The organism is Streptococcus panodentis (genome assembly GCF_017884005.1).
GTDB lineage: Bacteria > Bacillota > Bacilli > Lactobacillales > Streptococcaceae > Streptococcus > Streptococcus panodentis.
Genome location: NZ_QFAY01000014.1, coordinates 19,581 through 45,843, shown reverse-complemented (window position 1 = coordinate 45,843; position 26,263 = coordinate 19,581). Strand labels below are relative to the sequence as shown.

The following is a 26,263-nucleotide window of genomic DNA, read 5'->3' as shown; positions in this document are numbered from 1 at the left end:
TATCGACTTCATCCGTTACTTCAAAGCAACTTTCTGAGCGTTTCGAGGTCCAGTGTGAATGTTCATCGTTTGAGTATAAGTTCATTCTATCACAATTTTAGTATTTACCAAAACGTTCTAAATAATGATTCAGCTGCTCCACTGCTGTTTTTTCATCAAAGACCTGGATCGCTTCCATTCCAACAGTTTTAGCAGCCTGAACATTTTCTGCCATATCATCCAAAAAAAGACAGTTTGACGCTTTCAAATCATACCTTTCTAAGAAACACCTATAAATACTTGCATCAGGTTTCATAAGCTTTTCCTCAAATGACAGCAGCTTTCCCTGAATGACTTTAGCTATCGGCAGCCAGTCTTCTTCCAAGCGATAATAAATCTCCGATGTATTAGACAAGATATAAATATGATAGCCTTTTTTCGCATAGCTGATGGCAGCTTGCTGCAAAACAAGGCGTTTATCCAAGGCCTGATACCAATTATAAAAAATATTTTCTATGGTCTTGCTGTAACTGCCATCCAAACGAAGACATACCTGTTTCACAGCATCAGAAAGCGGCAGCAGCCCCTTATCTACCTGATGCCAAATCTGTGATTGAAAAATCGCCAGATTCAGCCTGTTGGCCCGTTCAGCATCCTTTTCATAAAAATCAATCACTTTTTGGGGATTCCATTCAATGAGAACATTTCCCATATCAAAAACAATTGTATCAATCATTATCTCACTCTTTTATTTCTTCTATATATTTTACTCCTGGCTGCTGATGAATATCCTCGATGAACTTTAAATGATCAAATGTATCATTTAAAGTCAGAGAAAAATAACAGCCGATTTCTCCTTTTTCATTGTTGGCATGGTAAAGCGTATCCGTATCAATCAAGCCATTTTGAATGTTGTTCACTTTAATCTGATGATTTGAGAGATAAATCAACAAACGATTAAAAGCCTCCAAAGATGTTAATACCAAATAAACATCTACCTTCCGTGAACGTTTTTGGATATAACTCTTTAAAGGCTGAAAAATAGTCATAATGAGCAATAATGCTACAGCGCAGGCGATTGCTCCCGAATAGAAGCCTATTCCGATGGCTAAGCCAATAGCTGCTGAGGTCCAAATACCCGCTGCAGTCGTCAGCCCTTTCACTCGGTTGTTCTTCGTAACCAGTATCGTACCGGCTCCTAAAAAACCAATCCCACTGATAACCTGAGCGCCCATTCGGGTTGGATCTCCTGTATGATAAATTTCAGAAACAAATTCATTGGTCATCATCACCATAGCTGACCCCAGACAGACCAATATATAAGTCCTAAAGCCTGCCGACTGCGCTTTTCTTCCTCTTTCTAGGCCAATGATTCCTCCAATGATAACAGACAGTAAAATACGAAACATGATAGAAGTAAGACTTAAGTTATCTCTACCTATCACTACTATCCTCTCATTTCTTTCTACGATATTGAGTAACAAATAATGCAACAGATGACATCAGCATCAAAACAACTGTATAAACAAAGCTCATAGCCTGAGCGTTTGATGTGGCTGTCTCATCACTGGCAGCTTTAATAACAATTCCCAGCGGCTGATACAAAGGGTGGTATAAAAAGACAGATAAATCATAGTCAGCCAATAAGGAGTTGAAATTCAGCACAATAACGGACAGCACGGTCGGCATGATGAAAGGAATAATGACTTTCACCATTGTATAGAGAGTGGAGGCTCCCATACTCTTTGCCGCTTCCTCCATATTGTCGTCAATACTGAAGAATACCGCTTTAATCATACGATAGGAAAAAGGCAGCTTGACGACTATATAGGCAATCAGCATAATAATAAGAGTCCCGACCAAAACCTGATTGAAAACTAACAATCTTGGAACATTATATGTAAAAAGTAAACCAATAGCAATCAAGGTACTCGGCAAAACCCAAGGCAGGAGTGCCCCGTATTCGAAAATCACATCGAATTTCTTCTTGGACTTATGCACAATTCGAGCAATGATAATCGCTAAGAAGGTCACTAACACAGCTGCCAGCAAAGAATAAATCAGACTGACCAGATAAGGAGTGAAGGCTGATGAACTTTCAAACAGCTGCTGATAATTATCTAAAGTTAATTCTGACAGAATTAACTTACCGGATTTAATAGCTGCTGAGGAACTGAATGAATACAAGACAACCAGAACAATCGGCATCATATAAATCAAAAACAGGATATAAGCAACGACATGAAGAATAACATTCCAGACAGGAGATAAAATCTTCTGCTTATGCAAGGCAGCCTTCGTTTTACTGACAGAAATATAATTGCCGCCGCGCTCCACTCTGTTTAAAATAGTCAGCAAAATAATTGTTGCCAGTCCTAAAATAATCGCCAGAAAAGCTGCAATATCACGAGATGCAGTAGTCTTAGCAAACGTAATAATCATCGGATTTATGGTCTGAAATTCCGTTCCTCCAACAATCAAAGGTGCTGAAACTGCTGATAGACCAGTCAGAAAAGTCAGAATAGTTAAGGCGAACAGCGTCGGTTTCAATGTCGGCAAAACAATTTTGTAAATAACAGTTAAAGGCTTGGCTCCCATATTTCTGGCGGCCTCAATCGTATGGTAATCAAGCGAGCGCACTGCATTTGTCAGAAACATAATATGATTGGAAGTACAGGCAAAGGTCATAATGAACAAAACCGCACCATAACCATGAAACCAATTTGAATCCAAGTTAGGCAAGATTATCTGAAAGAGCGATGTCATAAAACCTTTTGAACCATAGACAAATTTATAGCCTGCAACCAATACCACGCCACCGTAAACCAGAGAAGTCATATACCCCAGCCGCAGAATTTTGGCACCTTTGATCTCCCAATATTCTGTCAAAAGGACAATCAGAGTACCAACTATATTAACAGTAACAACCATAGAAACAGCTAAGATAAAGCTATTGGTAATACTGTTGATAGCCCTCTCCGAATTTAAAACCTTGGTCACGGCCGTAAAAGTTAAATTTCCATTTTTAAAGAAAACATCTTTTAATAGATTTAAATTTGGAAATACTACAAAAGCAACGATTAGCCACAGAAGCGCTGATTTTAGTATCAGCTGTTTCCAGTTGACTCTTTGTTTTTTCATATCAGCCTCCTAGTACTGCAGTACATCATCAGGATTAAGGTATAAGGTTATGCGATCGCCGATTTCTCTGTTTGAAATGCCATCGTTTTTTTCCAGAACAAAAATAGTATCGCCGTTTGCTAATTTTGCTGTATATTTAATTAAAATACCTTCAAATTCATAATCGCTGACCACTGCCTGACAGCTCAAATCCCGCTCGCTTTCTCTGGTGAAGCGAAGCCTTTCCAAGCGAATAAACCCTTCCTTATCCTGATAGTGATAATCTGTACCATGAGAAATCTCCTGAAGAACTTCTGCCGACAGAACATTGCTGTCCCCGATAAATTCACAGACAAACTGGGTCTTTGATGCATTGTAAATTTCTTTAGGACTGCCAACCTGCTCAACATAACCATTATTAAAGACTGCAATCCTATCGGATAAAGTCAGAGCCTCTTCTTGATCATGTGTAACATAAAGAGTTGTAATTTTTAGATCTTTCTGCAGTCGTTTCAGCTCCTTGCGAAGATCAATTCGTAGTTTTGCATCTAAATTGGATAAGGGTTCATCTAAGCATAGAATGGTAGGTTCCAGCACCAAAGCACGCGCCAAAGCAACCCGTTGCTGCTGACCGCCCGACAATTCCGAAACATTCCTCGTTAACTGCTGTTCAGAAATCTTAATCTTTTTCGCAACCTCGTAAACCTTTGCCTTAATAATATCTGGACTAACTTTTTTAACTTTCAGACCAAAAGCAATATTTTCATATACTGTCATGGTCGGAAACAAAGCATAGGACTGAAAAACAATTCCAATGCCTCTCTGTTCCGGCTCTGTATGGGTAATATCCTTGCTATCCACAAAGATACTGCCTTTGCTTGGAGTTAAAAAACCGACTAAAGCTCTAAGGGTTGTTGATTTTCCGCAGCCGCTAGGGCCTAGGAAAGTGAAAAACTCACCTTCCTCGATTTCTAAATTTAAATTTTCAATGGCGACAAAATCCCCATAAGAAATTTCGATATTATCAAATTTAATCATCTTGCTTCCCTATAACTAACTAATTAATTTTAATTATTGAACAAATTCTAATTCAGCTTTTTCGACCCATTTGTCAATGTTTTCAGCAATGAATTCCCAATCCATTTCCTGCGGATTAACTTCTTCTCTAAATTTCTTCACGTCTTCTGAAGCAGATTCCAGCGCTTTCTTGTTGGCCGGAATGGTTCCAAATTTTTTACTCCATTCAGCCTGCAATTCTTCTCCGCCAAACCAATTAATAAATTCTTTAGCTAACTCCTGCTTTTTAGATGAAGAAATGACAGCTGCCTGTTCTGTAACAAATGGTACACCGACCTTCGGACTCATAACTTGGAAATCATAAGAGCGTTCGCTTTCAGCCTGCAATAGACCTGAACCCCAGACCATGCTGTAGTCAAGGCCTTTGTCTCCCTCTAAAATAGTTGTCGCAAAATTTTCATCCTGCGCATAAATATAAGCATTTTGTATGTACTTTTTAGCAATATCCCATCCTTTATCGGAAATACCTAAATCGCCATTTTTATCTTTATAACGAACTAGAATACTTGCCAGCACTGTCTTAGAAGTTCCTCCGCTTAGACTGAAAATACCGTACTTATCCTTGTACTGCGTATCAGCTAAATCGCTCCAGTCACTCGGCATTTTCACATCCTTTTTCCCAATCAGAACAAGTGGCTGAACAACCGTTGGATAGTAGTAACCCTCTTTATCGCCAAGACTTGTATCTACATCGGATGCCCATGATGGTTCATACTTGACGAGTAAATCCTCTGCTTTGAGTTTATTGTACTCCAGATTATTAAGGCCGTAAACCATATCGGCTACTCCATTATTCTTCTCTGCAATTAGACGGTCAGCCAATTCTCCGCCAGGAATATCAACGACTTGAATATTGAATCCTGCTTCTTTGGCTTTTTCTGTCAGCCACTCTTTCCGGCCATCTGAAGCAGAGTTAGAATAAATAACCAATTGCTGATTCTTATCAACCTTACCAGTTTCAGACTCAGAATTTTCATTTTTAGCAGACGAGCCGCAGGCTGTCAGTACCAATAAGCAGAAAGCTGTCATCAGCATCATCAGTTTTTTCATTTTATGTTCCTCCGTTTTTAAGATTTTATACTCAATGAAAATCATCAGCAAATTAGGGAGCTAGCCGCAGGTTGCTCAACAGTCTGGGAGATTGTTGAGGCGCGGATAAGACTGACAAAGTCAGTCAAAGTCTTGCGGCTGATACAAGCTTCGCTTGCCTTATCCGCAACCTTTCTACCTCACTATCTCGTTTCTAGGTTCGGGCTGTAAAGGTCTACCAGACCTTTTCACTCCCCCGGACTGGTAAAGCAAGGCGACACTGATGCAGTTTGAAGAGTTTTTCAAAGAGTATTAGTAAATAATTTTAACCCTTGTTATAGTTTTTTAATAATAAAGGCCAGTCTGTCTGAATAATGTCAAAACCAAGATCCATCAACCGTCCCCAGCTTTCCTCTGCGCCTTCTATAATCGCAAGATTATCATCTAGACCAGCAGATAGTAAAATAGTATCATTTAAAGTTAAAGCATTGACCCACAATAAAATATTTTTTCGCTTCAAAGATTCTATAGTGTCTTTTTTCAAAAGTTCTGAATCAAAATTTTCAAAAATCAATTCTATAGCTGCAAGTTCAAGCTCTTGGTAAGACAGAACCAAATCCAGTTCTTCTTTCGTCGCTACAATCGGCATAAACTGAATCTTTAAACCTGACTGAACCAGCATATCTAGATATTCTTTCTTAGCAGGTGCTTTTAGCAATAACTGATTCAAAAGTTCACTATCTTTTAATTTATCTAAAAAAGTGTCCCAATAAAACCAGCTGCGATCAATATTAATCCAGCATTTCCCGTACAGCTTACTGAAAATGAAATCCAAACTTTCTACTCTTTGAGAAATAAATTCTCCCGAAGTATTCCGGACTGGCTGCTTATCAATTTCAGCTGAACTCATCTTGAGTATATTGAGCTTCTCACCAAAAACAATGTCTTCTTGCCCATCATGAAAGCCATAGAATTTTCCATCAGTTGAGCGTATCACGTCCACTTCAACCATATCAGCTCCATGCCTCAGAGCATTTATATAAGCTAAAGCAGTATTTTGAATGACATTCCCACCGCTAGTACCCCTATGGGCTGCAACAATAACGCCTTTTTTGCGTAACTCTAAAAGAGATTCCATAAAGTCCTCCTTATCTTTTAAAATGTAACCCCTTACATTTTATTATACATTATTTTTGGAACGTGTCAATTATTTTTGTTGTTTTTCTTCTGAATATATGAATAAAAGTGTTTTCTCCGCAGAATTTTCCAATGTATTTTCTAATTATAAGGCATTGGTTTGGAACGTATCAATTTTTGTGCAAAAAAATGGAGGGTTGACTTGCATGTCGGAAGTCTGGCCCGCTCTCTGTATAAGAACTAAAACTGTTCAATTTTTAGTTCTTGGCCCAACGTCGCAAGCTTCAGCAACCTGTTAAACTGTTGAGGGTTTGGGAAAAACTAAATCTTATTCACCACCTCAAATAGTTAGTCACGATCTGCTGGGTTAAGAATTTTTGGCTATAAAAATAGGCTCTATAATTTCTGTAGTGGGTAGATCCACTCCAGATAGTATAGAGCCGTAATATTTTTCGTATAAGATATTACTCATTAAATAGAGCTTCGAGTGTGAGCTTAATCTTTCCTGAATAGTGGGGTGTTATAAACATGCAATGTATAATCAATCAACTAATCGATAGATTTGTACTGGCAACAGTCTTAGCTTCATTCCCTTTGGCCTTTAATAAAATTGCATTTGTCTCTTCTAAACTGCCATTTAAAGAAATCACTAAAACAATATCGTCCTGACTCGCAATTTCAGGTATCCTTTCAATAGAAAAGCAGTCTATATAATCATTTGACCCAAGAGAATTCTATATAAAACTGTCATCTGGTTTGAGAGACTTTTATACCAAATTTTCTCTATTTTTCAAAATCAAAGCCATAGAGCGTCGCAAAATAATCTTCGGGTCTTTCTGCCCGGCGAATCATGCGGGCTTGGCCGTTTTCCTGCAGGAGAATTTCGCTGGAGCGGAGCTTGGCATTGTACTGATAGCCCATAGAAAAACCGTGGGCACCGGCATCGTGGATGACCAGCGTGTCGCCGATCTGACTGACAGGCAGCCGGCGCTGAACGGCAAATTTATCATTATTTTCACAGAGGCTGCCGACCACATCGACCAGCTCCGTTTCCCCGTCAGGACGGTCCATATTGGTGATATGATGATAAGAGCCGTACATGGCCGGACGCAGCAGATTGACCGCTGACGCATCCACCCCCAGATAGGTACGGTAGGTCTGCTTCTTATGGGTTACTTTGGTGACCAAAAGACCATGCGGCGCCAGCATAAAGCGGCCCAGCTCGGTATAAATCTTGACCTGCCCCAGTCCTGCCGGTGCCAGGATTTCTTCATAGGCCTGACGAACGCCTGCGCCGATAGCGGCAATGTCATTGGCCTCTTCTTCGGGCCGGTAGTTGATACCGATGCCGCCCGAGAGATTGATGAAGTCCAGCTCGACTCCTGTCTCAGCCACTACTTCTACAGCCAGCTCAAAAAGCTGGCGGGCCAATTCAGGATAGTAGTCGTTGCTGACAGTATTAGAGGCCAAGAGGGCATGGATTCCAAACTGCTCAGCACCCAGCTCCTTTAACTCTTTAAAAGCCTGAATCAGCTGCGCCTTGGTCATCCCAAACTTGGACTCTTCTGGGTTGTCCATAATGCTGGTTCCCAGCTCAAAGACTCCGCCGGGATTGTAGCGGCAGGAAATGACCTTGGGAATGCCCGCAGTCTCTTTCAGAAAAGCCACATCTTCGTAAGCGTCAAGGTTTATGGTCGCTCCCAGCTGGCGGGCAAATTGGAATTCCTCTGCCGGAGTGTTATTGGAGGAAAACATGATATCCGGCCCGGCAAAGCCCAATTTCTGGCTCATCAGCAGTTCCACATAGCTGGCACAGTCTAGCCCGCAGCCATCTTCCTGCAAAATCCTGAGGATAGTGGGATTCGGCGTAGCTTTGACTGCAAAATACTCCTTAAAGCCTGGATTCCAGGCAAAAGCCTGATGCAGAGCACGCGCCGTCTCCCGAATCCCTCTCTCGTCATAGAGATGGAAAGGCGTGGGAAACTCCTCTGTGATCTGGGCTAATGCTTGGCGGCTGATAAAAGGTCTTTTCATACTCTTTCCTGCTTTCTCTTTGCTTGCTTCATTATATCATAAAAAAGCAGGGGAAACAAAAAGGCCTGAACGCTGCCTGACTCTGTATAGCTCCAATTTGTAAAATAAAAATAAAAAAGGCGGTGGGACAGAACTAAATTTTTAAAAATTTAGTTCGTCGTCCCAGCCCCGCGAGGATGATTAGGAGCTTTTTGGAGTCTAAAAGACGAACAGTCTTGACACATCCTAACGGATGTTTCATCCGTAACCTCAAAGCAGTGCTTTGAGCAATCAGCTACCGCGTCAAGAGTTTTTTACCAAAACAAAGCGAAACTGAAGGACTTTTTATACGGTATCTTCCAAAAGATTCATCCCTCTGTGGGTGAGGACACAGCCATCATGGGAGTCTGTCTCAGCCTCTAAATAGCTCCTCAATCCCTTCTGCCAAAAATACGCAGCAGATTGAGGAAAAGATTGATAAAGTCCAGATAGAGCGAAAGCGCAAGGGAAACGGCCCAGCCATTGCCGGGATTGCCATTGGTCTGCTCATAGACATAACGGATTTTCTGATTATCCCAAGCAATCAAACCTGAAAACACGACTACTCCGATGATGCTGGTAATAAAGTCCATCATCGAACTTTGCAGAAAGATATTAACCAGACCAGCAGCAATCAGGCCAATCAGAGCCGCCATACAGGCTTTCCCGATACCAGAAAGGTCTTTTTTGGTCACCTTGCCGATAAAGGCCATGATAAAGAACATAATGGTAGCCGTCACAAAGGCGGACAGAACGGTTGATTGGGTATACAGAGCCATGATAATGCTGAGGGTAAAACCATTGAGCCCAGAATAGAGCAGGAAAATAGGCAGCGCTGCACTGCTGTTTCTCAGAGCCATTCCCGAAGCCACCAGGACCAGAATCAGCTCAGCTGCACCAGCTGCGTAAAAGATCCAAATGGAGCCTGTCAGAACAGAAATAATGACGTCCTGAAAGAGGGTCAGCATCAAGGCTGAGACAAAAGCCGAAATTCCCAGACCGATTCCGACCAAGGAATAGATTTTAGCATAGAAGGTATTAACATCCGTCTTATCGTGGATAATTGTATGATTCATAGTTTCTCCTTTATCATTGTACACTGAAATTCAGGGTTTCATCATTCTGCGATGAAACAATTTGCGATTACCAATTTTCCGCCGCCAAGGCTCTGTCGCTTCTTTGACAGCACAGTATTTGTCAACCATGGTCACGATATAGGACTCCCTGTAACGCGGCGGTGCAAGGGTTGCCCCCCACATATGCTTGACAATAATATCCTCTTCGACTTTATTTAATTTGGTAATTTTGCGGGCATTGCGAACGGCTAAGCGGGGATGAACCCAAGCATGGCTTTTTTTAAACTTGGTCACCCGCCAGTCATAGTAGAATAAATCATGCAGCAGAGCGCCGCGGGCCGTACTGCGGGCATTCCAGCCAAGCTTTTTAGCAATTCTATAACTAGTATAACTGACATTGATAGAATGTTCAAGTCGGTTGGAATGAATATGGTGGGGAATTTCCTTTAAACGCTGAACACTGGGCTGCTCAAGCAGACGGCCAACATAAGCCATAAATTCCTTGTCCTCCCTGTAAGGCATCGCATCACCTCCAATTGCTTTCTATTATACCTCATTTTCTGAATTTTAGCTTAAGAAAAAAATCAAAATGCCGGCTGCGACTGCAACATTCAGGCTTTCAGCCTGGCCCTTCATGGAAATATGGACCAAAACATCTGCTGCGTCTGCTATTTCTGGGCTGATGCCCTGGCCTTCATTGCCCATAACCAGCGCAAACTTTTCGGGTCTGCTCAATTCCCTGTAATCAAGGGAATCTTCCGACAGAGTCGTTGCCAAGAGCGGCAGGTGAGAAGCCCGAGCCAAGGCAATGAAAGCGGCCGTCTCCATGCGGTAAACAGGCAGGTGAAAATGGCTGCCCTGCATAGAGCGCAGGGTCTTGAGACTGTAAATATCAGCTGAATGACTGGAAATAACAACCGCATCAAAGCCAGCAGCATCCGCTGTGCGAATCATGGTACCGACATTGCCCGGATCCTGAACATCCTCCAGAAAAAGACAGCGCCCAAACAGGCTTGCAGGCGGTTCCTCTTGGTCAAGAGCAATTTCTGCCACAATTCCCTGCGGGGTCTTGCTGTCTGCCAGGTCTGCCAGAATATCCGGACTGACAAAGACTGTCTGGGGAAAGGCCGCCAGCTGCTCTGCATAGTCTGCCAAGGCAAAAATCCGAATCAGCTCAGCCTGACCCTTCACCGCTTCCTCAAAAAGATGCCAGCCCTCGATTAGATAGGAAGCCCTGCGGTATTTTTTTTGATGCAGTTTTTTAGCTTTTTTTACCACATTATTGGCTTTTGAGGTTATAATATTCATAAGTACATTATATCACAATTTGTCGGATTGCACTGATACTGAGGGCCGATTGCTCAAACGATGAGAATGCTGATACTCTTTGAAAAGCCAAGATGCTACTTCTTTAGGGAAGATTTACTCTCAATCGTCTCATACTCAATGACAATCATCAGCAAACGAGGAAGCGAGCTGCTCAAAAGCTCCAGCGGAGGTTTTGAGGGGACAGATAAAGCTTCCGCTAGGAATTGTCAAAAAGCTCCGCTGGCTGCGCTGCTTTGCCTTGTCATCTTTGACTGTCTTTGAACAGCAAACAGAAAGAGTATCCATCTGCTCTGGCTTCTCGGTCCAATCCATTTCCAATTCATTCAGGAGGCTACCATGCAAAAAGTAAAAATGACTGCCCAAGGCCGTGTGCAGGGGGTTGGTTTTCGCTGGGGGGTTTACTCTCTGGCACTTGAAATCGGCGGAATCACCGGCCGGGTCTGGAATAACGACGACGGCACCGTTGGGATTCTGGCCCAGGCTGAAACACCGGCACTCATGGCCAAATTTATCCAGGAAATCCGCAAGGGCCCTACTCCTTTCTCTAAAGTCAGCTATTTAGATGTTACCATGGCTAACTTTGACTCCTATACAGACTTTAAAATTTCAAATTAGGTCTGCAGAACTATTGTATATTTTGCAAAAAAACAGTAGAATAGATAGGTATTATTTTTAAGAAACAAAGGAAAGAAAACGTGAAAAAAATTAAAAGATTCTTATTCTCAGCGATGGGACTGGCTGCCCTTCTGGTCCTGTCTGGCTGTGTCGGCCGGGATAAGGCCGGCAATCCTTCTGGCCTGATTTGGGACGTGATTGGCCAGCCAATGGCAGACGGCATTCAGTTTTTTGCTAAAAATGCCGGTCTGGGCTATGGCTTGGCCATCATCATCGTTACCCTCATCGTGCGGATTATTATCCTGCCGCTGGGAATTTACCAGTCTTGGAAAGCAACGCTGCAGTCTGAGAAGATGAACTACTTCAAGCCGATTTTTGCTCCGATTCAGGAACGGGTCAAGAATGCAGAAACACAGGAAGAAAAACTGCAGGCCCAGCAGGAGCTCATGGCGGCTCAGAAAGAAAACGGCCTCAGCATGTTTGGCGGCATGGGCTGTCTGCCCCTGCTCATCCAGATGCCTTTCTTCTCTGCCCTCTTCTTTGCAGCTCAGTATACTCAAGGAGTGGCAGGCAGCTCCTTCCTCTGGATTGGCGATCTGTCCAAAAGCGACTGGGGACTGACAGCTATTGTCGGAGTGCTCTACTATATCCAGTCTGTACTCTCCCTGCACGGAATCGAAGATGAAACTCAGAGAAACAGCATGAAACAAGCCTCTTTTATGAGCCCAATCATGATTGTTGTCTTCTCCGTCTTCTCTTCAGCAGCAGTGACTCTCTACTGGGTAGTCGGCGGCTGCATCCAGATCATCCAGCAGTTTATCATCAACTATCTCATCCGTCCGCGTCTGAGAAAGCAGGTGGCAGAAGAATTTGAAAAAAATCCTCCTAAAGGCCTGAAAAAAGCCAGCCGCGCTAAAGATGTTACTCCACAGGCACAGCCGGCCATCGAGCAAAAGAGCAAGAAGAAAAAGAACCGCAATGCCGGCAAGCAGCGGTCCAGATAAAGCAACAAACTTTAAGAGCTTTTGATCATAAAAACGAGACTGAGACATTTTGTCTCAGCCTCGTTTTTTGCTTATAGAAGGACAGTAAAGCCAATCAGACCTTTTTTGTAGGAAACAGAAATCTTTCCTTTAAAAACCCGGACCAGACTTTCTGCCATGGACAGGCCGATACCGTAACCGCCCTGTCTGTGATTGTGGGACTCATCTTCCCGATAGAAGCGGTCGAAGAAACGGCTGTAGTCCACATTTTTCCCGTCAGCATAGCTGTTAGCGACAGTCAGACGAGCTCTTTTCCCGCGCTTCGCCTTGGTCAGAGTCACAAAAATCTGCCCGCCCTCATCGCAATATTTGCAGGCATTGTCAATCAAAATGCTGACCAGCTCATAGAGTTCATCCTCAGTCGCCTTGACATGAATGCCCTCCTGCAGCTTGATTTCATAATTCTTGCCGGCTTTTTCAATGACAGATTTGAAGTTATTGGCTGCTTTTTGAGCCACTTGGGAAAAGTCAACATCTACCAGAGTAAGATCCGGCTGTTCTTCTAGGCGGGACAGAACGACCATCTGATTGATGAGATTGCTGAGCCGCTCTACCTGATCCTTGGTGCTTGCTGTCCACTCATTTTCACCCGTCATCAGCTCCTGCAGCTCCGTATTGGCCGAAATGATGGCCAGAGGCGTTTTTAGCTCGTGACCAGCATTGGTGATAAAGCGTTTCTGATTCTCATGGTTCCTGATATAGGGACGAATGGCAAAGCTGGAAACGACGGAAACAGCCAGAACGAAGAAGAGCAGACTATAGAGCGACAGCTGAATCGACAGCCAGAAAAAGTCGTTGCGGTCTTCCAGATAATTCGTCGAATTCAGGATAACGACCAGATAGCGTTTGGTCTTTGCATCCTGAGTCACCTGATAGGAATAAAACTGATTGCCGACATTGAAAATTCCGCTCGTACGGCTGCCGGTGACAACCGCCTGGGCATAGTTGAGAGCCTGCTCCTGGGTCAGATTGGATATATGCTCCAGATTGGAGGAATAGACGGTCTTGTCTTTATTGTAGACCACGCTGAAATAACGATACTGATAAATGGTATCAATGGTGATGCGGTCGTTTTGCAGGCTTTCGGCCGTTTCCTCCACACTGGGAAAATCACCGTTATGATCCGAAAGGATATTCAAAACTGCCTGAATCTCGTCATTCATTTGCAAAAAACGGACAGAGTTGAATACTCCGACCAGCAGAAAGAGGATACCTGTGATAGCGACCGTAGCAATCAGAATAAAGCGAATCCTAAGCTTACGAAACATGGCTTGCTCCTTCCCCGTCCAGCGGCACCAAGGCAAAGCTGCCCCCCTCTTCACCCGAAATAGCCAAATCGGCATGGATAGCCTTCAGCTTTTGCCGCAGGTAGGAGATATAAATCCAGACAAACCCCTCATCCAACTCCTCGTCCTGATCATTGGACCAGACATGGCGGAAAATCTCCTGCGTAGACAGCTCTTTGCCGGCATTCAGCATGAAAAACTCCATCATCTTGGATTCCTTGCCGGCCAGACGGATAGAATTGGAACTGGCCAGCTCCTGCTCTCCGACATTAAGGCTGGTCTGTCCCACCTGCAGCAGATTAGGGGTAAAGGCTTCAACGCGTCTGGACATGGAGCGCAGCCGGGCCAGCAGTTCCTTGAGCGAAAAAGGCTTGGTCAGATAGTCATCAGCCCCAGCATCAAGACCCGTCACCTTATCGTCCACCTCTGACATGGCTGTCAGCATGATGACATGGGTCCTATCGCCGGACTGGCGGATTTCCTTTAAGGCTTCAATCCCTGTCTTTAGCGGCATCATAATATCCAAAATCATCAGATCATAGGCCTTCTTTTTAGCCAAATCCACCGCTTCCTGACCGTCAAAAGCGGTATCTACCTCATAGCCTTCCCGCGTCATGGCCATTTCCAAAACGCGGGACAGCTGCTGTTCGTCTTCTGCTAATAGTATTTTCATCAGGCTTACTCACTTTCTCGGATCAGATTGCGGATAGTCTGCATGGTAACATCACAGGAAGCCAGCTCATCCGCACAGCGCTTGAGCTCCCGGACGATTCGCTTGCTGTCCTTGATTTCCTGCTTATACTTGAGCTGATGCTCCAGGCTGGCCCAGGAGTCCATGGCAATCGTGCGGAGCTGGATTTCGGCAAAATAGCGGCCGGGAATGCGGCCCTGACAGTCCTCATAGGGCGTTTCGACTTCCAAAATCAAATGATAGGAGCGGTAGCCATTGGGCTTGGCCGTCTCAATATAGTCCTTCTCCAAAATAATCTGACAGCCGTCCAGCTCCCGCAGCAGCTCAATGGTTTGGTAAATATCATCAATAAAACCGCAGACAATACGGATACCGATAGCATCACGAATCTGCCGGAGAGCGGCTTCCGGACTCGGAGTCAGATGCTTGCGCTGGCATTTTTCCAGCATGCTGTCTGCATCCTTGACCCGCGCACTGAAATGCTCAAAGAGCTTGTGCCCTGTCTCCCTTTTGACCTGCTGATTAGCCGCCTGAATCCGCTGACTGAGGTCTTCTAAGATTCGAGGCAGATACTCACCGTATTTCCCATAAATATCCTGCTCTTGCATGCTCAACTCCTGACTAATACTCTTCGAAAATCAACACCAACCGCTGTCTGTTTCTTTTATAGTCTTTTCGTTTGCTTTTAGTACGAGGCAGCGAGCCGCAGACAGTACTGGCGTACGGCAAGGCGGGCTAAAAAAGCAATAAAAGATAAACTAAATGACGATATCTGCAGCCTCAAAACCCCACTGAATCTTTTGAGCAGATGACTCTTCGTCTGATGCCGGTATAAGAACCTGTGTTCCGAAATCTTTTCTGTTCTCATTATAGCATATCCATCTGTCATTTCTCTGTTTTTACTTTGTTTCATGTGTGAAAATTTTTGTCTCATAGAGCAGCCAAAGAGCAGGCTTTCTGTTTTATCCTCATTTCAGTTTATCTTTTATTCCCTTGTTAGATTGGCTGGCACCGACACTGTTTGTATGGAAACTGCAGCTGCCATCCTGTCTGCTCCTGTCTGGTTTGCTGAGGATTTTCTTTGAATATGACAGTACACCTCCTGCCTTAAAGTAAACGAAAAAAACAGCTGCTGCTGCTTTTTTTCTTCTTAAACTGTTTTTTCGACTTTCAGAATTTTAACATCGTAGCTGCCGACCGGAGTTTCAACCGTTGCTGTATCGCCTGTTTTTTTGCCGATCAAAGCCTGTCCAATCGGGCTTTCATTGGAAACCTTGCCGGCAAAGGCATCTGCACCGGCAGAGCCGACGATGATATAGACTTCTTCGTCGCTTTCGCCCACTTCCTGAATGGTAACGGTTTTGCCAATCGCCACTTCATCTTTGGCCACGGCATCGCTGTCTACAATCTCAGCATAGCGGATTTTGGTTTCCAGACTGGAAATCTGGCCTTCGACAAAGGCCTGCTCATCTTTGGCCGCTTCGTATTCGCTGTTTTCAGACAGGTCGCCGTAAGAGCGGGCAATCTTAATCCGTTCCACCACTTCCGGACGGCGGACCAATTTCAATTCTTCTAATTCTTTTTCTAATTTTTCCTTTTCCTCGCGGGTCATAGGATAAGTTTTTTCAGCCATTGTTTCTTTTTCTCTTTTCTCTTATTATTGTTAGTCTTTTAATTTTTCATACGCAAAGAATATCAATTTTTGACCAGGCAAATCGACAAAGGCAGAACCATCCTTCATCAAGGTGAGCTGCTAGAGTCAGCTTCGATTTTCATTGCGTATCGTCATTAGTTTGTCTTTTATTGCTTTGTTAGCTTAGACAGCCTAGAGAGTGAAACGGTCTGGGAGACCATTTCACTGCTAAAAGCAAACGAAAAGACTCTAACAGAACTGTGTCTGTTTAAAACAGGGGCCGGGAACCTTTGATTCCTACCCCTGATTTTATCATCGTTAAACACCCGGCCGGACTGGCTTAGCCCTCTCCGACCGGATCCTGATAGCTGCTCCTTGAAAAGCAAACCATCCTTTTATCCAAAACTTGGTTTTCTTTCAGCATCAGCTGGAGCTGCTGCTGGATTGGGCGACTTTGCTGTTGACATGCTCTTCGACATTTTTAGCATGTTCTTCATAAGTATTGGCAAAGTAAACAGCTCCTGTTTCTACATTGGCAACAAAGTAGAGGTAGTCTGTCTTACTTGGATTGATAGTTGCTTCCAGGGCTGACAGGCTCGGGCTGTCGACCGGTCCAGGCATCAGGCCTTCATTTTTGTATACATTGAAAGGTGAGTCAATGTTGGTATCAATTTCAGTATCTTCTTTCAGCGTTGTCTTCTGGCCGAGCTTGCCCTGAGCATAAAGAATCGCAATATTGCTCTGCAGCGGCATGGCTTGGTTGAGACGGTTGTAGAAAACGCTGGCAATATCCTTGCGGTCTTGGTCTGTTGAGCCTTCCTTTTCAACCAGTGAAGCAATGGTCAGCACTTCATTGACCGTCAGATTCTTAGACTCGATGGTGGAGTAGTAAGGAGACAGGGTGCTGTCCATAGCAGCCAGCATCTGGTCAATCAAGCTCTCAACATCTGTGTCCTCTCCGTAGTCGTAAGTAGCAGGGAAGAGATAGCCTTCCAAGCGATACTTGACGCCGCTGTCCTTGCTGGGCAGGGTTGCCAGCAGCTGCGGATACTTGGCTGCCATTTTGGCAATGAAAGATTCGTCCTGAACCTTAGCCAAGAAGTCATCCTTTGTGAAAGGCGTTGCGCTGCTCTTCTTAGAGACGGCTGCGGCATTGGCTGTAACAGCCTCCGCCATCTGCTCCAGTGTGTAGCCCTCCGGAATCGTGACCTTGCCGACAACCGGCGGCTGCGGCGTATCTGTCCCGCCTTCCTGCAGTTTCTTGGCAATGGTATCCAGATCCATGCTCTTTTGCAGGTTGTAATAGCCTGACTGGTAATCGCCATAGCTCTTGATTTTAGAGTAAAGGTTAAAGACCTGAGCATTTTTTATCAGGCCGTTCTTCTCCAAAATTTCTCCAATCATCTTAGAGCTGGAGCCTTCCGGCACCTCAATGGTCACATATTCAGTCGCATTGGCATCGACAGGCTTCAGAGCAGAAGTAACATAGCCGTAGCCGACAACACCGACAATCGCCAGCCCCAGCAAAACAATGATGAGGACCGTGGTCATAATCCTGCGGGCCAGTTTATTCTGGCGTTTTTTCTTCACAGTATTGTTGGCACGGTTGGCACGGGAAAGATTTTCGGTCGGTTTCTGCTCAGCCTGGCCGTAAACCTTTGGCTGTGCCTTCTCTTCTTCTGCAGTCTTATAGGAAACATCTACCGCAGCAGGTCTTGCTTCAATGTCATGATCTGCAGGGACAGCCTGTTCAGGAGCAGCCTGAGCCGGCTGGCTTTCCTGACCGGCTTCCGGCTGAGAATGCCTGTCTCCGTTTCCCTCGGCTAAATCTCTCAAAATCTGTTCTCTGAAGCTCAGATTTTTTTCTTTATCTTGTGAATTTTCAGTCAAAAATTTGACCTCCTTCATCATAATCCCTAACATTATATCTTAAATGCCTGATAAAAGCAACAAAGTTAAGGCTTATTTAGATTTTATCCTTGGTATCCGGGCTGCGGCGGGGATTTTCCCAGACCATATCATACCAGATTTCATCAGCATAGACTGATGCTGACAGTCCTTCGTTGACAAAGCCGTGTTTTTCATAGTAGGCTGTCAGATAGTCGTGGCAGGTCAGATTGATACCATGGCGCTCCTCCTTTCGGGCAATGTCCTTCATCGCCTCCAGCAGCAGCCGGCCCACACCCAATCCCTGCGCTTCCTTGGAAACAGACAGGCTGGTAAGGGAGATAAAGCCGCCTTCCAGATGGCCGTAGTCCTCTATCTCCTCTGTAAAAGAAACATCTTTTAAATAGCGTTCTGGCCGAACTGGGCCTTCCAGATACCCCAGAAGTTTTCCGTCTTTTTCTGCCACCAAAAAGGTAGTAGACAGAGTCTGGATATGAGCCGACAGACTCTCTCGGCTAACGGCTTCTTCTGGGCTGAAATTTTCCAGTTCAATAGCATAAATAGCATCCAAATCCGCCAATTCTGCTCGCCGTATAATCATAGCGCTCCCTCATAGCGGAGATTTTCCCAGACCATATCAAACCAAACCGCTCCGCCATGGACAGAGTCTGAAATCCCCTCATCCCTAAAACCGTTCATTTCATAATAAGGAAGCAGGTCGTCATGGCAGGTCAGATTGATTCCCTGACGGTTTTGCTGGCTTGCTCTTTCTTTGAGAGCTGCCAGCAGCAGGGTCCCCACTCCCTGCCCCTGAAAATCCGGGCTGACAGACAGACTCTGGATAGCGATAAAGCCGCCTTCCTTGGGATTAGCTGTAACTTTGGCAAACAAATCATCTGTCAGATGACGCGAGAAAACAGCCGGCCCTACGACATAACCCGCAATCTGACCATGAAGCTCAGCCACCAGAAAGGTATCGGCAATCCGTTCAATCCGCTCTTTCAGCGCTGCCGGGCTGGCTGCTTCCTCCTCAGAGAAATTGAGGCTTTCCAGGCGAACCAGCTCCTCCCAGTCTGACAGCTGAGCATTTCTGATCTTTATCGGACTCTTCATTTATCCTGTTCCTCCTTACTGAACATTGCTGGTCAGATTGGACAGAAGGCGCTCAAAGGAATATTCATAGGTCTGAATATCACCAGCCCCCATAAAGACATAAACGGCATTGGAATGGTCCAGAAGCGGCGATACATTGTCTGCATCAATGACCTGAGCCCGTTTGACAATCTTTTCGGCCAGATCTTCGACCTTGACATCACCCTTGTCCACTTCCCGCGCAGATCCGTAAATCTGAGCCAGATAAACCGAATCCGCCTGATTGAGGGCTTCTGCAAATTCATCCAAAAGGGCAATGGTCCGTGTAAAGGTATGAGGCTGAAAGATCGCTACAATTTCCTTGCTCGGGTATTTCTGACGGGCCGCATCCAGAGTTGCAATGATCTCTGTCGGATGGTGGGCAAAGTCGTCGATAATGACGGTGCCATTGACAACCTTTTCGGTGAAACGGCGCTTAACGCCCCCGAAAGTCTTGAGATGCTCCCGCACCAAATCAAGGTCAAATCCAGCGATATATAAGAGGCCGATAACCGCCGTCGCATTCATGATATTGTGGCGGCCGAATGTCGGGATGTGGAATTCCCCCAATTCCTGACCGCGGAAAGAAACCTTGAAGTCAGAGCCGCTGGTCGAGCGCAGCAGATCGTGAGCTACAAAGTCATTGCCCTCCTCCTTGAAACCGTAGTAATAAATCGGCGCATTGGAAGTCAGCCGGCGCAGCTGCTCATCCTCTCCGTAAATAAAGAGGCCCTTGCTGATTTGCTTGGCATAGTCATTGAAGGCATTGAAAACATCTTCCAGACTGGTAAAGTAGTCTGGGTGGTCAAAGTCAATATTGGTAATAATCGAATACTCCGGATGATAGGGCATAAAATGCCGCTCATACTCATCCGACTCAAAAACAAAATACTTGGCATTGGCAGATCCGCGGCCAGTTCCATCCCCAATCAGATAGCTTGTATCGGTGATATTGGAGAGGACATGGGATAAAATACCGGTCGTTGAAGTCTTGCCGTGGGCACCGGCCACTCCCAGACTGACAAAGCCGCGCATGAAACTGCCCAAAAATTCATGATAGCGCTTATAGCCGATACCATTGGCATCTGCGTAGGCAATCTCTGCATTATTATCCGGCCGAAAGGCATTGCCGGCAATGATTTCATAGTCTGCCTGAATATTTTTCTCATTGAAAGGCAGAATGCGAATCCCTGCTTTTTCCAGCCCGCGCTGGGTAAAATAATATTTATCGACATCGCTCCCCTGAACCTTATGGCCCATCTGGTGCAGCATCAAAGCCAAGGCACTCATTCCAGAGCCCTTAATCCCGATAAAATGATAGGTTTTGGTCATACTTTCTCCTTAAGACTGAAAGACATCAAAACGACTGTCCTGCGTCTGCTCTTATTCGTTATCAAAATGGGTCAGATCCAGCTCTTGGGCCTTGCTGTGCTTCGAATGGTCTTCCAAGACCTTGTCCTTGTTGTAAATCTGACTGGTTTTCAGGAAATCATAATTATTTTTCTGAGGCTTTTCCTGCACTTCCTGCGGCTGCGGTCTGTAGTCTGGCTGGATGTCTGCCAGAATATAGGTTTCCTGCCTTAATTTGTCGCCGAATCTGGTAAATTCACCTGACTGGCTCTTTTGGAAGGGAGCCGTTGGCTTGGGTCTTTCCTGACTGGACACAGCCGGAACCTTTCTGTTGCGGATTTTATTAGGAATCTCACCGGTCAGATAAGGGGCCGAGCGCTTCTTTTTCAAATCCGCCCGGGCTTCCTCACGCGCCTGCTCAGCATAGCGGATAGCCGGATCTTTCTTATCAATCGGCTTTTTAAAATCCTTGATAACCGCCTGCTTCTGCACCGGCCGTCTGACAGTCTGACTGGCAGCCAGCGGAGCGTGTCTGCTGGAGTCCACAATGGGCTTCCACTCCAAATAATTACGGTCTGTGTAGTCTCCCATAATATTGCTGATGAGGTCTAACTCATCATAGAGATTCATGTGCGGCATTTCCGTCAGCATGATCTCATCGTCAGCAATCTGAGGAAATTGTTTATCAGTCATATGTTTTCCTTTCAACCCTTCATTATTATAAACTATTCAAGCTATTTTTCAAGCGATTCTGCAGAAATTCCCAGAATTTCCCGAATTTCCTCCAAGGAAAGACTGGAGCGGGTCTCTGAACCATCCAAAATAGTGGACACCAGATTGCGCTTATTCTCCTGCAGCTCCTGAATTTTTTCCTCAATCGTTCCCCGGGTAATCATGCGGTAAACTTCCACATTGCGCTCCTGACCGATACGGTGGGCCCGGCCGATGGCCTGGGCTTCGACCGCCGATTCCACCAGAGGTCTACCAGAATCACCGTATCCGCTCCGGTCAGGTTGAGGCCGACGCCGCCTGCCTTGAGCGAGATCAGAAAGGCAGAGCGCTGGCCTTGGTTGAAGGCTGTCGTCATATCCTGACGCTCCTTGGCCGGGGTAGAGCCTGTAATCTTGAAGGAATCCATCCCCAGAGTGTTCAATTCTGACTCAATAATGTCCAGCATACCACGAAATTGTGAAAATATGAGGACACGGCGATTACCGTCTTGTATCTGTTCGAGAAGTTCGCGCAAACTTTCCAGCTTGCCGCTTTCGCCCTGATAGTCTTCCATAAAGAGCTGAGGCGTATCGCAAATCTGCCGCAGGCGCATCAGGCCGGACAAAATTTCTACCTTGCTGCGGTTGAGCTCATCTTCTGTCGCCTGCATGATTCTGTCCTGCATCTGCTTGAGCAAGGCCAGATAAATGGTCTTCTGACTGTCTGCCAGCTCATTGCGATAGGTCACTTCAATCAGGTCAGGCAGCTCCTGCAGAACATCCTCTTTCTTCCGCCGCATCACAAATGGCTTGATGTAGCGGGCTACCGTTTCAGGCGGCAGCTTGAGAAATTCCCTCTTGCTGGGCAGAAGTCCCGGCAGTACAATCTGAAAGATAGACCAGAGCTCGCCCAGATGATTTTCAATCGGCGTTCCCGACAGGGCATAGGTATGGGCTACCTCAAAATCCCGCAGGTACTGGGCTATTTTGGTCTGGTCATTCTTCATCACCTGCGCTTCGTCCAAAATCAGATAATCAAACCGCAGTCCCCGGTATTCTTCCACATCCTGCCGAAAAGAGGCGTAGCTGGTAATGGTAATCTGGCGGTTCTGGGCAATCAGCTCATCGCGGACATTCTTCAGACCGTAAACAACTGCCACATCTAAGTCCGGAGCGAACTTGGCAAGCTCATCACTCCAGTTGTAAATCAGGCTGGACGGCGCTAAAATCAAGACCCTCTTGGACTGATCCAAGCGCGAGCTGAGAAATGAAATGGTCTGAAGAGTCTTACCCAGCCCCATATCATCGGCCAAAATCCCGCCAAAACCGTACTTGTCCAGCATAGACAGCCATTTGATCCCCGTCTCTTGATAATCGCGCAGCTCGGCCTTGACCTTGACAGCCGGCAGAGCGAAAGTCTCCGGATGGGTCAAATCATAGGCCAGCTGCTGAAAATCCTGTGAAAACTGGACCCTGTCTTTGCCCTTGAAAAATTCAGACAGGTGATAGGCGGCAAGACTGTGGGCCTGGATGACGCCGTTTTTAGAAGATTGGCTTCGCAGGTTTTGCAGGGTGCGGCTGATGCGCTTGGTCTCTTCATCAAAGATCAGAACCTGCCCATTCTTGCTGATAAAGAAATCCTGCTCACCAAAGAGCGAATCCAGCACAGCATCAATCTCTGACTGGTCAATGCCGGCAAAATCAAAGCCGATTTCCAGCAGACCGCCGGTCATGTTGATTGAAATTGCCGGCTGCTCTACATGAGAGAGTGCCTGCAGCTCCTCGGACAGACTGACCTGCCCCAAAGCTTCAAAACGCGGAATAACAGCAGAGAAGAAATGGTAAATCTCCTCCGGCCTAAGCGGCGGGCGCTGGCTGTAAAAATCAGCTATAAAACCGGCAGCCAGCATCTCCCGGAAAATCCGCTGCTCCTGCTCAAAATTGCTGGCAAAAGGCAGACGTTCCAAGCTTCGGCGGTTGGTAACCGTCCTGTCGCCGTAGTCAAAAGCCACATCTAAAATCAGCCGCTGGTCCTGACCAAGACCAAAAGCAAAGCTGGCTTGAAAATCATGGATAATCAGCCGCTCAGGCGCTTCTACCCGGCCAACCGTCCGAAAGTCACCCAGACTGCTGGCCAGCTTGCTCTGCTCTGTCAGATCAAACTGCAGGCGCTTCATACGGTCCTGCTCCAGCGGCAGCTCCCGCAACGCCTTGACCAGTTTGATTTGCTGCTGATTGAGCTGATAGAAGGTATCGCCGTAGAAGATATATCGGCCGTCGTAGAGCAGCTTATAGTGCTTCTCTGCAATGGCCAGCTCAAAATACTCCTCATCTGCTTCCACCTGAAAATGATAGATGTCTGCTTCCTCGTGCAGATCTTGGAAGAAAACTTCCGCATAATCATAGAGACTGTAATCCAGACGGAAAGAAGCCAGATTCATCAGGCGGGTGACGCCTTCCTCAAAAAGACTGGCCGGAAAATAAAGGTTGCGCCCTGCGTTGGGAAACACCAAGGAAGCATCCTGCCCTTGATAATCCTCTGTCAGTCCCTGTAAAAATTCGATTAAGTCCTGACTGGCCTCATCAAAATTTTCCATATGAATCGGCTCATAATAGCTCTTGCCAATCTGATAGTGTCCGCCCTTGTCCAGTGTCCGCAGGAAAGACAGAATATCCCGAACCACATAAGAACGCTCATCCGGCAGCCGGCTGATACGGAGACTCCACAAAAACTGACCGGTATAGGAGTCTTCCTGACCGGTGGCAGAGAGCTCATAGCGCACTTCCTGCTCCCTCTTTTCCGGCAAAATCTTATCCAAAAAGAGACTGCCGATAGACACTAATTTCTGCGTTTCCTGACTGGTCGACTCCTTCTTCTCCATACTGTCCAGCACATCCTTGCCGGACGGGTCATTTTTCAGAAAATATTCCAGAGCAGCCAGATGGGCACAGTATTTCTTCTTCTTAAAGAAATCACAAGAGCAGAAAATCACATCATCATCCAAGCTGTAGCGCAGATTAAAATCATCCACACGTGCGTATAACAAAGAGTCTCTGACCTCAAGAATGACCACCTTCTTGCTTTCAAAAAGAGCAATCCCTTCCGTTCGGATCTTACCAGGAATTAATTTAGCCATAACTACCACCTTACATTTATCCTACTATTATACCATAATTCAGATATAAAACATAAAAAGAGAAAGCAACAACATTTTCAGCTTGCCCTCTCTTCTCCGTCCGGACCGCTTCCAGCTCCCGAACACTCCTGTCCTTTCCTATTTTACTGAAAAAGAGGCTGGGACAACAAGTACCCAGCTTCCTCTATTTCGATTGTTCAATGGACCAGACGCAGTGGCTGGGAGAAATTCTGCTGATTTTAGACAAGCAGCATCTCCCCTGCACAGTTCATTAGAGGCTTTAGCACCATCAATCACCGCTGAGCAGCTGCTCATCTGTTGATTCATCAGCTTTTACAAGCCGCTGCTTTGGCATCAAGTTTTACTTTGCTTTATTCACAAGCTCCAACAGACCGCCCGGACTTGTTGGAAGCAACGGCATCACAAAAGATAAGCGGACCCCTTGTCTTAGCAGTAAACGGCTGCTTCTGCTCTTTGCCGGAAAAGGAAAGCAGGCATTTTCCCCATCCATTTCTGAACAAAGGTCTTATTTCCGCTTCCTTGCAACCAAATGGATAGGCGTACCTTCAAAGACAAAGGCCTTGCGGATTTGATTTTCCAGAAAACGCAGATAAGAAAAGTGCATGAGCTCTTCTTCGTTGACAAAAATGACAAAGGTCGGCGGTTTGACCGATACTTGGGTCGCATAGAAAATCTTGAGGCGTTTGCCCTTGTCGGTCGGGGTCGGATTGATGGCAACGGCATCCATGATGACATCATTGAGGACAGCCGACGGAATGCGGGTATTCTGGCTCTGGCTGATCTGCTTGATCAACTCCGGCAGTTTGTGCAGCCGCTGCTTGGTCAAAGCAGAGACAAAGACAATAGGAGCGTAGGACAGGTACTGGAATTGGTCGCGGATGTCCGCTTCCCAGTTCTGCAGGGTTTTGTTATCTTTTTCCAAGGTATCCCATTTATTGACCACGATAATGATTCCCTTGCCAGCCTCATGGGCAAAGCCGGCAATTCGCTTGTCGTACTCGCGAATGCCCTCTTCAGCATTGAGCACCATGAGGACTACATCTGAGCGGTCAATGGCCCGCATAGCCCGCATGACGGAGTATTTCTCCGTATTCTCATAGACCTTGCCCGACTTGCGCATGCCTGCCGTGTCGATCATGGTAAACTCTTGACCCTCACTGTCAGTAAAGACTGTATCAATGGCATCGCGGGTCGTACCGGCCACCGGACTGGCAATGACCCGCTCCTCTCCCAGAATAGCATTGATCAGACTGGACTTGCCGACATTGGGCCGGCCAATCAGGCTGAACTTAATCATATCGGGATTTTCCCGAATTTCTTCGTTGGGCAGATTTTCCACAATGGCATCCAGCACATCCCCGGTGCCAATCCCGTGAACGGAGGAAAGCGGGAAGGGATCGCCCAGACCCAGAGCGTAAAAATCAAAAATCTCACTGCGCATCTCCGGATTGTCGACCTTGTTGACTGCCAGAATAACCGGTTTATGGGTCTTGTAGAGCATACGGGCTACATACTCATCTGCGTCGGTAATCCCCTCTTTTCCAGATACGACAAAGACAATGACATCGGCTTCTTCCATGGCAATTTCTGCCTGATGCTTGATTTGCTCTATAAAAGGCGCATCCACATCATCAATCCCTCCGGTGTCAATCATGCTGAATTTGCGGTTGAGCCACTCAGCCGTCGTGTAAATCCGGTCCCGAGTCACTCCCTCAACGTCCTCCACAATGGAAATCCGTTCACCGGCAATCCGGTTGAACAGTGTTGACTTGCCGACATTGGGCCGGCCGACAATGGCAATAGTTGGTAAGGCCATCTTATTCCTCTTTCATCTGAATGAAGGCTGGGACAACAGCCCCAGCTTCCTATAGTTCTATCGTCTGACTTACAAGACGCAGTGGTTGGGAGCGGTCCTGTTGACTTTAATCAACTAGAATTTCCCCCTGCACAATTTGTTAGG

The 26,263-nt window shown here is 45.8% G+C and carries 22 protein-coding genes and 1 pseudogene; 2 read left to right on the top strand and 21 right to left on the bottom strand.

The features are described from left to right. Positions 1–97 precede the first annotated feature (97 nt). From DHL47_RS07560 to DHL47_RS07515, 10 genes are all read right to left on the bottom strand, one after another. On the bottom strand, positions 98–715 hold the full coding sequence (locus tag DHL47_RS07560; protein WP_128835566.1) for an HAD family hydrolase: 618 nt from the start codon (positions 713–715) through the stop codon (positions 98–100). Positions 716–719: 4 nt separating this feature from the next. Next, complete coding sequence (locus tag DHL47_RS07555; RefSeq protein WP_128836273.1) at positions 720–1,388, bottom strand: MgtC/SapB family protein; 669 nt, start codon at positions 1,386–1,388, stop codon at positions 720–722. A gap of 46 nt (positions 1,389–1,434) precedes the next feature. Next, positions 1,435–3,120: an ABC transporter permease gene (locus DHL47_RS07550; protein ID WP_209551443.1), complete on the bottom strand. Its 1,686-nt coding sequence runs from the start codon at positions 3,118–3,120 to the stop codon at positions 1,435–1,437. Between the two features lie 9 nt (positions 3,121–3,129). Beyond that, positions 3,130–4,137, bottom strand: a complete 1,008-nt coding sequence (locus DHL47_RS07545; protein ID WP_128835561.1) for an ABC transporter ATP-binding protein — start codon at positions 4,135–4,137, stop codon at positions 3,130–3,132. 33 nt (positions 4,138–4,170) lie between these two features. Continuing rightward, positions 4,171–5,226 carry an extracellular solute-binding protein gene (locus DHL47_RS07540; protein WP_128835558.1) on the bottom strand — a complete coding sequence of 352 codons (1,056 nt, stop codon included), beginning with the start codon at positions 5,224–5,226 and terminating at the stop codon, positions 4,171–4,173. Positions 5,227–5,530: 304 nt separating this feature from the next. After that, the gene (locus DHL47_RS07535; RefSeq protein WP_128835555.1) at positions 5,531–6,343 is read right to left on the bottom strand and encodes a glycerophosphodiester phosphodiesterase family protein; all 813 of its coding nucleotides are present in this window, start codon (positions 6,341–6,343) and stop codon (positions 5,531–5,533) included. Positions 6,344–7,125: 782 nt separating this feature from the next. Continuing rightward, positions 7,126–8,376 (bottom strand): diaminopimelate decarboxylase, encoded by a 1,251-nt coding sequence (locus DHL47_RS07530; RefSeq protein WP_209551442.1) that lies wholly within the window; start codon positions 8,374–8,376, stop codon positions 7,126–7,128. Between the two features lie 410 nt (positions 8,377–8,786). Then, entirely contained in the window at positions 8,787–9,470 is a 684-nt protein-coding gene (locus DHL47_RS07525; protein WP_209551441.1) for a Bax inhibitor-1/YccA family protein, read from the bottom strand. Between the two features lie 30 nt (positions 9,471–9,500). Then, positions 9,501–9,992 carry an HDIG domain-containing metalloprotein gene (locus tag DHL47_RS07520; RefSeq protein WP_128835548.1) on the bottom strand — a complete coding sequence of 164 codons (492 nt, stop codon included), beginning with the start codon at positions 9,990–9,992 and terminating at the stop codon, positions 9,501–9,503. A gap of 45 nt (positions 9,993–10,037) precedes the next feature. After that, complete coding sequence (locus DHL47_RS07515; RefSeq protein ID WP_209551440.1) at positions 10,038–10,778, bottom strand: TrmH family RNA methyltransferase; 741 nt, start codon at positions 10,776–10,778, stop codon at positions 10,038–10,040. 357 nt (positions 10,779–11,135) lie between these two features. On the opposite strand from DHL47_RS07515, the gene DHL47_RS07510 reads away from it, so the two are divergent. After that, positions 11,136–11,414, top strand: a complete 279-nt coding sequence (locus DHL47_RS07510) for an acylphosphatase (RefSeq protein WP_209551439.1) — start codon at positions 11,136–11,138, stop codon at positions 11,412–11,414. Between the two features lie 80 nt (positions 11,415–11,494). Continuing rightward, complete coding sequence (gene yidC, locus DHL47_RS07505) at positions 11,495–12,418, top strand: membrane protein insertase YidC (RefSeq protein ID WP_128835546.1); 924 nt, start codon at positions 11,495–11,497, stop codon at positions 12,416–12,418. Between the two features lie 71 nt (positions 12,419–12,489). Here yidC and DHL47_RS07500 read toward each other — a convergent pair whose 3' ends face one another. The 11 genes and pseudogenes from DHL47_RS07500 to der form a co-directional block, all read right to left on the bottom strand. Then, positions 12,490–13,725 (bottom strand): sensor histidine kinase, encoded by a 1,236-nt coding sequence (locus tag DHL47_RS07500; protein WP_209551438.1) that lies wholly within the window; start codon positions 13,723–13,725, stop codon positions 12,490–12,492. Beyond that, positions 13,715–14,416, bottom strand: a complete 702-nt coding sequence (locus DHL47_RS07495; RefSeq protein WP_164828364.1) for a response regulator transcription factor — start codon at positions 14,414–14,416, stop codon at positions 13,715–13,717. The genes DHL47_RS07500 and DHL47_RS07495 overlap by 11 nt, the downstream gene beginning before the upstream one ends. Before the next feature lie 5 nt (positions 14,417–14,421). Further along, on the bottom strand, positions 14,422–15,042 hold the full coding sequence (locus DHL47_RS07490; protein WP_209551437.1) for a GTP pyrophosphokinase: 621 nt from the start codon (positions 15,040–15,042) through the stop codon (positions 14,422–14,424). 542 nt (positions 15,043–15,584) lie between these two features. After that, a complete protein-coding gene (gene greA / locus DHL47_RS07485) occupies positions 15,585–16,067 on the bottom strand; it encodes a transcription elongation factor GreA (RefSeq protein ID WP_128835538.1) in 483 nt (160 codons plus the stop codon). 423 nt (positions 16,068–16,490) lie between these two features. Then, positions 16,491–17,990 carry an endolytic transglycosylase MltG gene (gene mltG, locus DHL47_RS07480; RefSeq protein WP_209551436.1) on the bottom strand — a complete coding sequence of 500 codons (1,500 nt, stop codon included), beginning with the start codon at positions 17,988–17,990 and terminating at the stop codon, positions 16,491–16,493. A gap of 43 nt (positions 17,991–18,033) precedes the next feature. After that, positions 18,034–18,555 (bottom strand): GNAT family N-acetyltransferase, encoded by a 522-nt coding sequence (locus DHL47_RS07475; protein ID WP_209551435.1) that lies wholly within the window; start codon positions 18,553–18,555, stop codon positions 18,034–18,036. After that, the gene (locus DHL47_RS07470; protein ID WP_209551434.1) at positions 18,552–19,067 is read right to left on the bottom strand and encodes a GNAT family N-acetyltransferase; all 516 of its coding nucleotides are present in this window, start codon (positions 19,065–19,067) and stop codon (positions 18,552–18,554) included. Before DHL47_RS07470 ends, DHL47_RS07475 begins: the two co-directional genes overlap by 4 nt. 15 nt (positions 19,068–19,082) lie before the next feature. Next, a complete protein-coding gene (gene murC / locus DHL47_RS07465) occupies positions 19,083–20,417 on the bottom strand; it encodes a UDP-N-acetylmuramate--L-alanine ligase (RefSeq protein WP_128835531.1) in 1,335 nt (444 codons plus the stop codon). Between the two features lie 51 nt (positions 20,418–20,468). Further along, positions 20,469–21,128: a divisome accessory protein ZapJ gene (gene zapJ / locus DHL47_RS07460; RefSeq protein WP_209551433.1), complete on the bottom strand. Its 660-nt coding sequence runs from the start codon at positions 21,126–21,128 to the stop codon at positions 20,469–20,471. Between the two features lie 41 nt (positions 21,129–21,169). Continuing rightward, positions 21,170–24,282 (bottom strand): annotated as a pseudogene (locus tag DHL47_RS07455) (pilus expression-regulating Snf2 family helicase). A gap of 526 nt (positions 24,283–24,808) precedes the next feature. Then, entirely contained in the window at positions 24,809–26,119 is a 1,311-nt protein-coding gene (gene der, locus DHL47_RS07450; RefSeq protein WP_209551432.1) for a ribosome biogenesis GTPase Der, read from the bottom strand. Positions 26,120–26,263: the final 144 nt, after the last annotated feature.

What these genes read in the sequence shown, in the direction of transcription:
- DHL47_RS07560 (WP_128835566.1), bottom strand. Translation starts at nt 715, where the DNA reads ATGATTGATACAATTGTTTTTGATATGGGAAATGTTCTCATTGAATGG.
- DHL47_RS07555 (WP_128836273.1), bottom strand. Translation starts at nt 1,388, where the DNA reads ATGTTTCGTATTTTACTGTCTGTTATCATTGGAGGAATCATTGGCCTA.
- DHL47_RS07550 (WP_209551443.1), bottom strand. Translation starts at nt 3,120, where the DNA reads ATGAAAAAACAAAGAGTCAACTGGAAACAGCTGATACTAAAATCAGCG.
- DHL47_RS07545 (WP_128835561.1), bottom strand. Translation starts at nt 4,137, where the DNA reads ATGATTAAATTTGATAATATCGAAATTTCTTATGGGGATTTTGTCGCC.
- DHL47_RS07540 (WP_128835558.1), bottom strand. Translation starts at nt 5,226, where the DNA reads ATGAAAAAACTGATGATGCTGATGACAGCTTTCTGCTTATTGGTACTG.
- DHL47_RS07535 (WP_128835555.1), bottom strand. Translation starts at nt 6,343, where the DNA reads ATGGAATCTCTTTTAGAGTTACGCAAAAAAGGCGTTATTGTTGCAGCC.
- DHL47_RS07530 (WP_209551442.1), bottom strand. Translation starts at nt 8,376, where the DNA reads ATGAAAAGACCTTTTATCAGCCGCCAAGCATTAGCCCAGATCACAGAG.
- DHL47_RS07525 (WP_209551441.1), bottom strand. Translation starts at nt 9,470, where the DNA reads ATGAATCATACAATTATCCACGATAAGACGGATGTTAATACCTTCTAT.
- DHL47_RS07520 (WP_128835548.1), bottom strand. Translation starts at nt 9,992, where the DNA reads ATGCCTTACAGGGAGGACAAGGAATTTATGGCTTATGTTGGCCGTCTG.
- DHL47_RS07515 (WP_209551440.1), bottom strand. Translation starts at nt 10,778, where the DNA reads ATGAATATTATAACCTCAAAAGCCAATAATGTGGTAAAAAAAGCTAAA.
- DHL47_RS07510 (WP_209551439.1), top strand. Translation starts at nt 11,136, where the DNA reads ATGCAAAAAGTAAAAATGACTGCCCAAGGCCGTGTGCAGGGGGTTGGT.
- DHL47_RS07500 (WP_209551438.1), bottom strand. Translation starts at nt 13,725, where the DNA reads ATGTTTCGTAAGCTTAGGATTCGCTTTATTCTGATTGCTACGGTCGCT.
- DHL47_RS07495 (WP_164828364.1), bottom strand. Translation starts at nt 14,416, where the DNA reads ATGAAAATACTATTAGCAGAAGACGAACAGCAGCTGTCCCGCGTTTTG.
- DHL47_RS07490 (WP_209551437.1), bottom strand. Translation starts at nt 15,042, where the DNA reads ATGCAAGAGCAGGATATTTATGGGAAATACGGTGAGTATCTGCCTCGA.
- greA (WP_128835538.1), bottom strand. Translation starts at nt 16,067, where the DNA reads ATGGCTGAAAAAACTTATCCTATGACCCGCGAGGAAAAGGAAAAATTA.
- mltG (WP_209551436.1), bottom strand. Translation starts at nt 17,990, where the DNA reads ATGTTAGGGATTATGATGAAGGAGGTCAAATTTTTGACTGAAAATTCA.
- DHL47_RS07475 (WP_209551435.1), bottom strand. Translation starts at nt 18,555, where the DNA reads ATGATTATACGGCGAGCAGAATTGGCGGATTTGGATGCTATTTATGCT.
- DHL47_RS07470 (WP_209551434.1), bottom strand. Translation starts at nt 19,067, where the DNA reads ATGAAGAGTCCGATAAAGATCAGAAATGCTCAGCTGTCAGACTGGGAG.
- murC (WP_128835531.1), bottom strand. Translation starts at nt 20,417, where the DNA reads ATGACCAAAACCTATCATTTTATCGGGATTAAGGGCTCTGGAATGAGT.
- zapJ (WP_209551433.1), bottom strand. Translation starts at nt 21,128, where the DNA reads ATGACTGATAAACAATTTCCTCAGATTGCTGACGATGAGATCATGCTG.
- der (WP_209551432.1), bottom strand. Translation starts at nt 26,119, where the DNA reads ATGGCCTTACCAACTATTGCCATTGTCGGCCGGCCCAATGTCGGCAAG.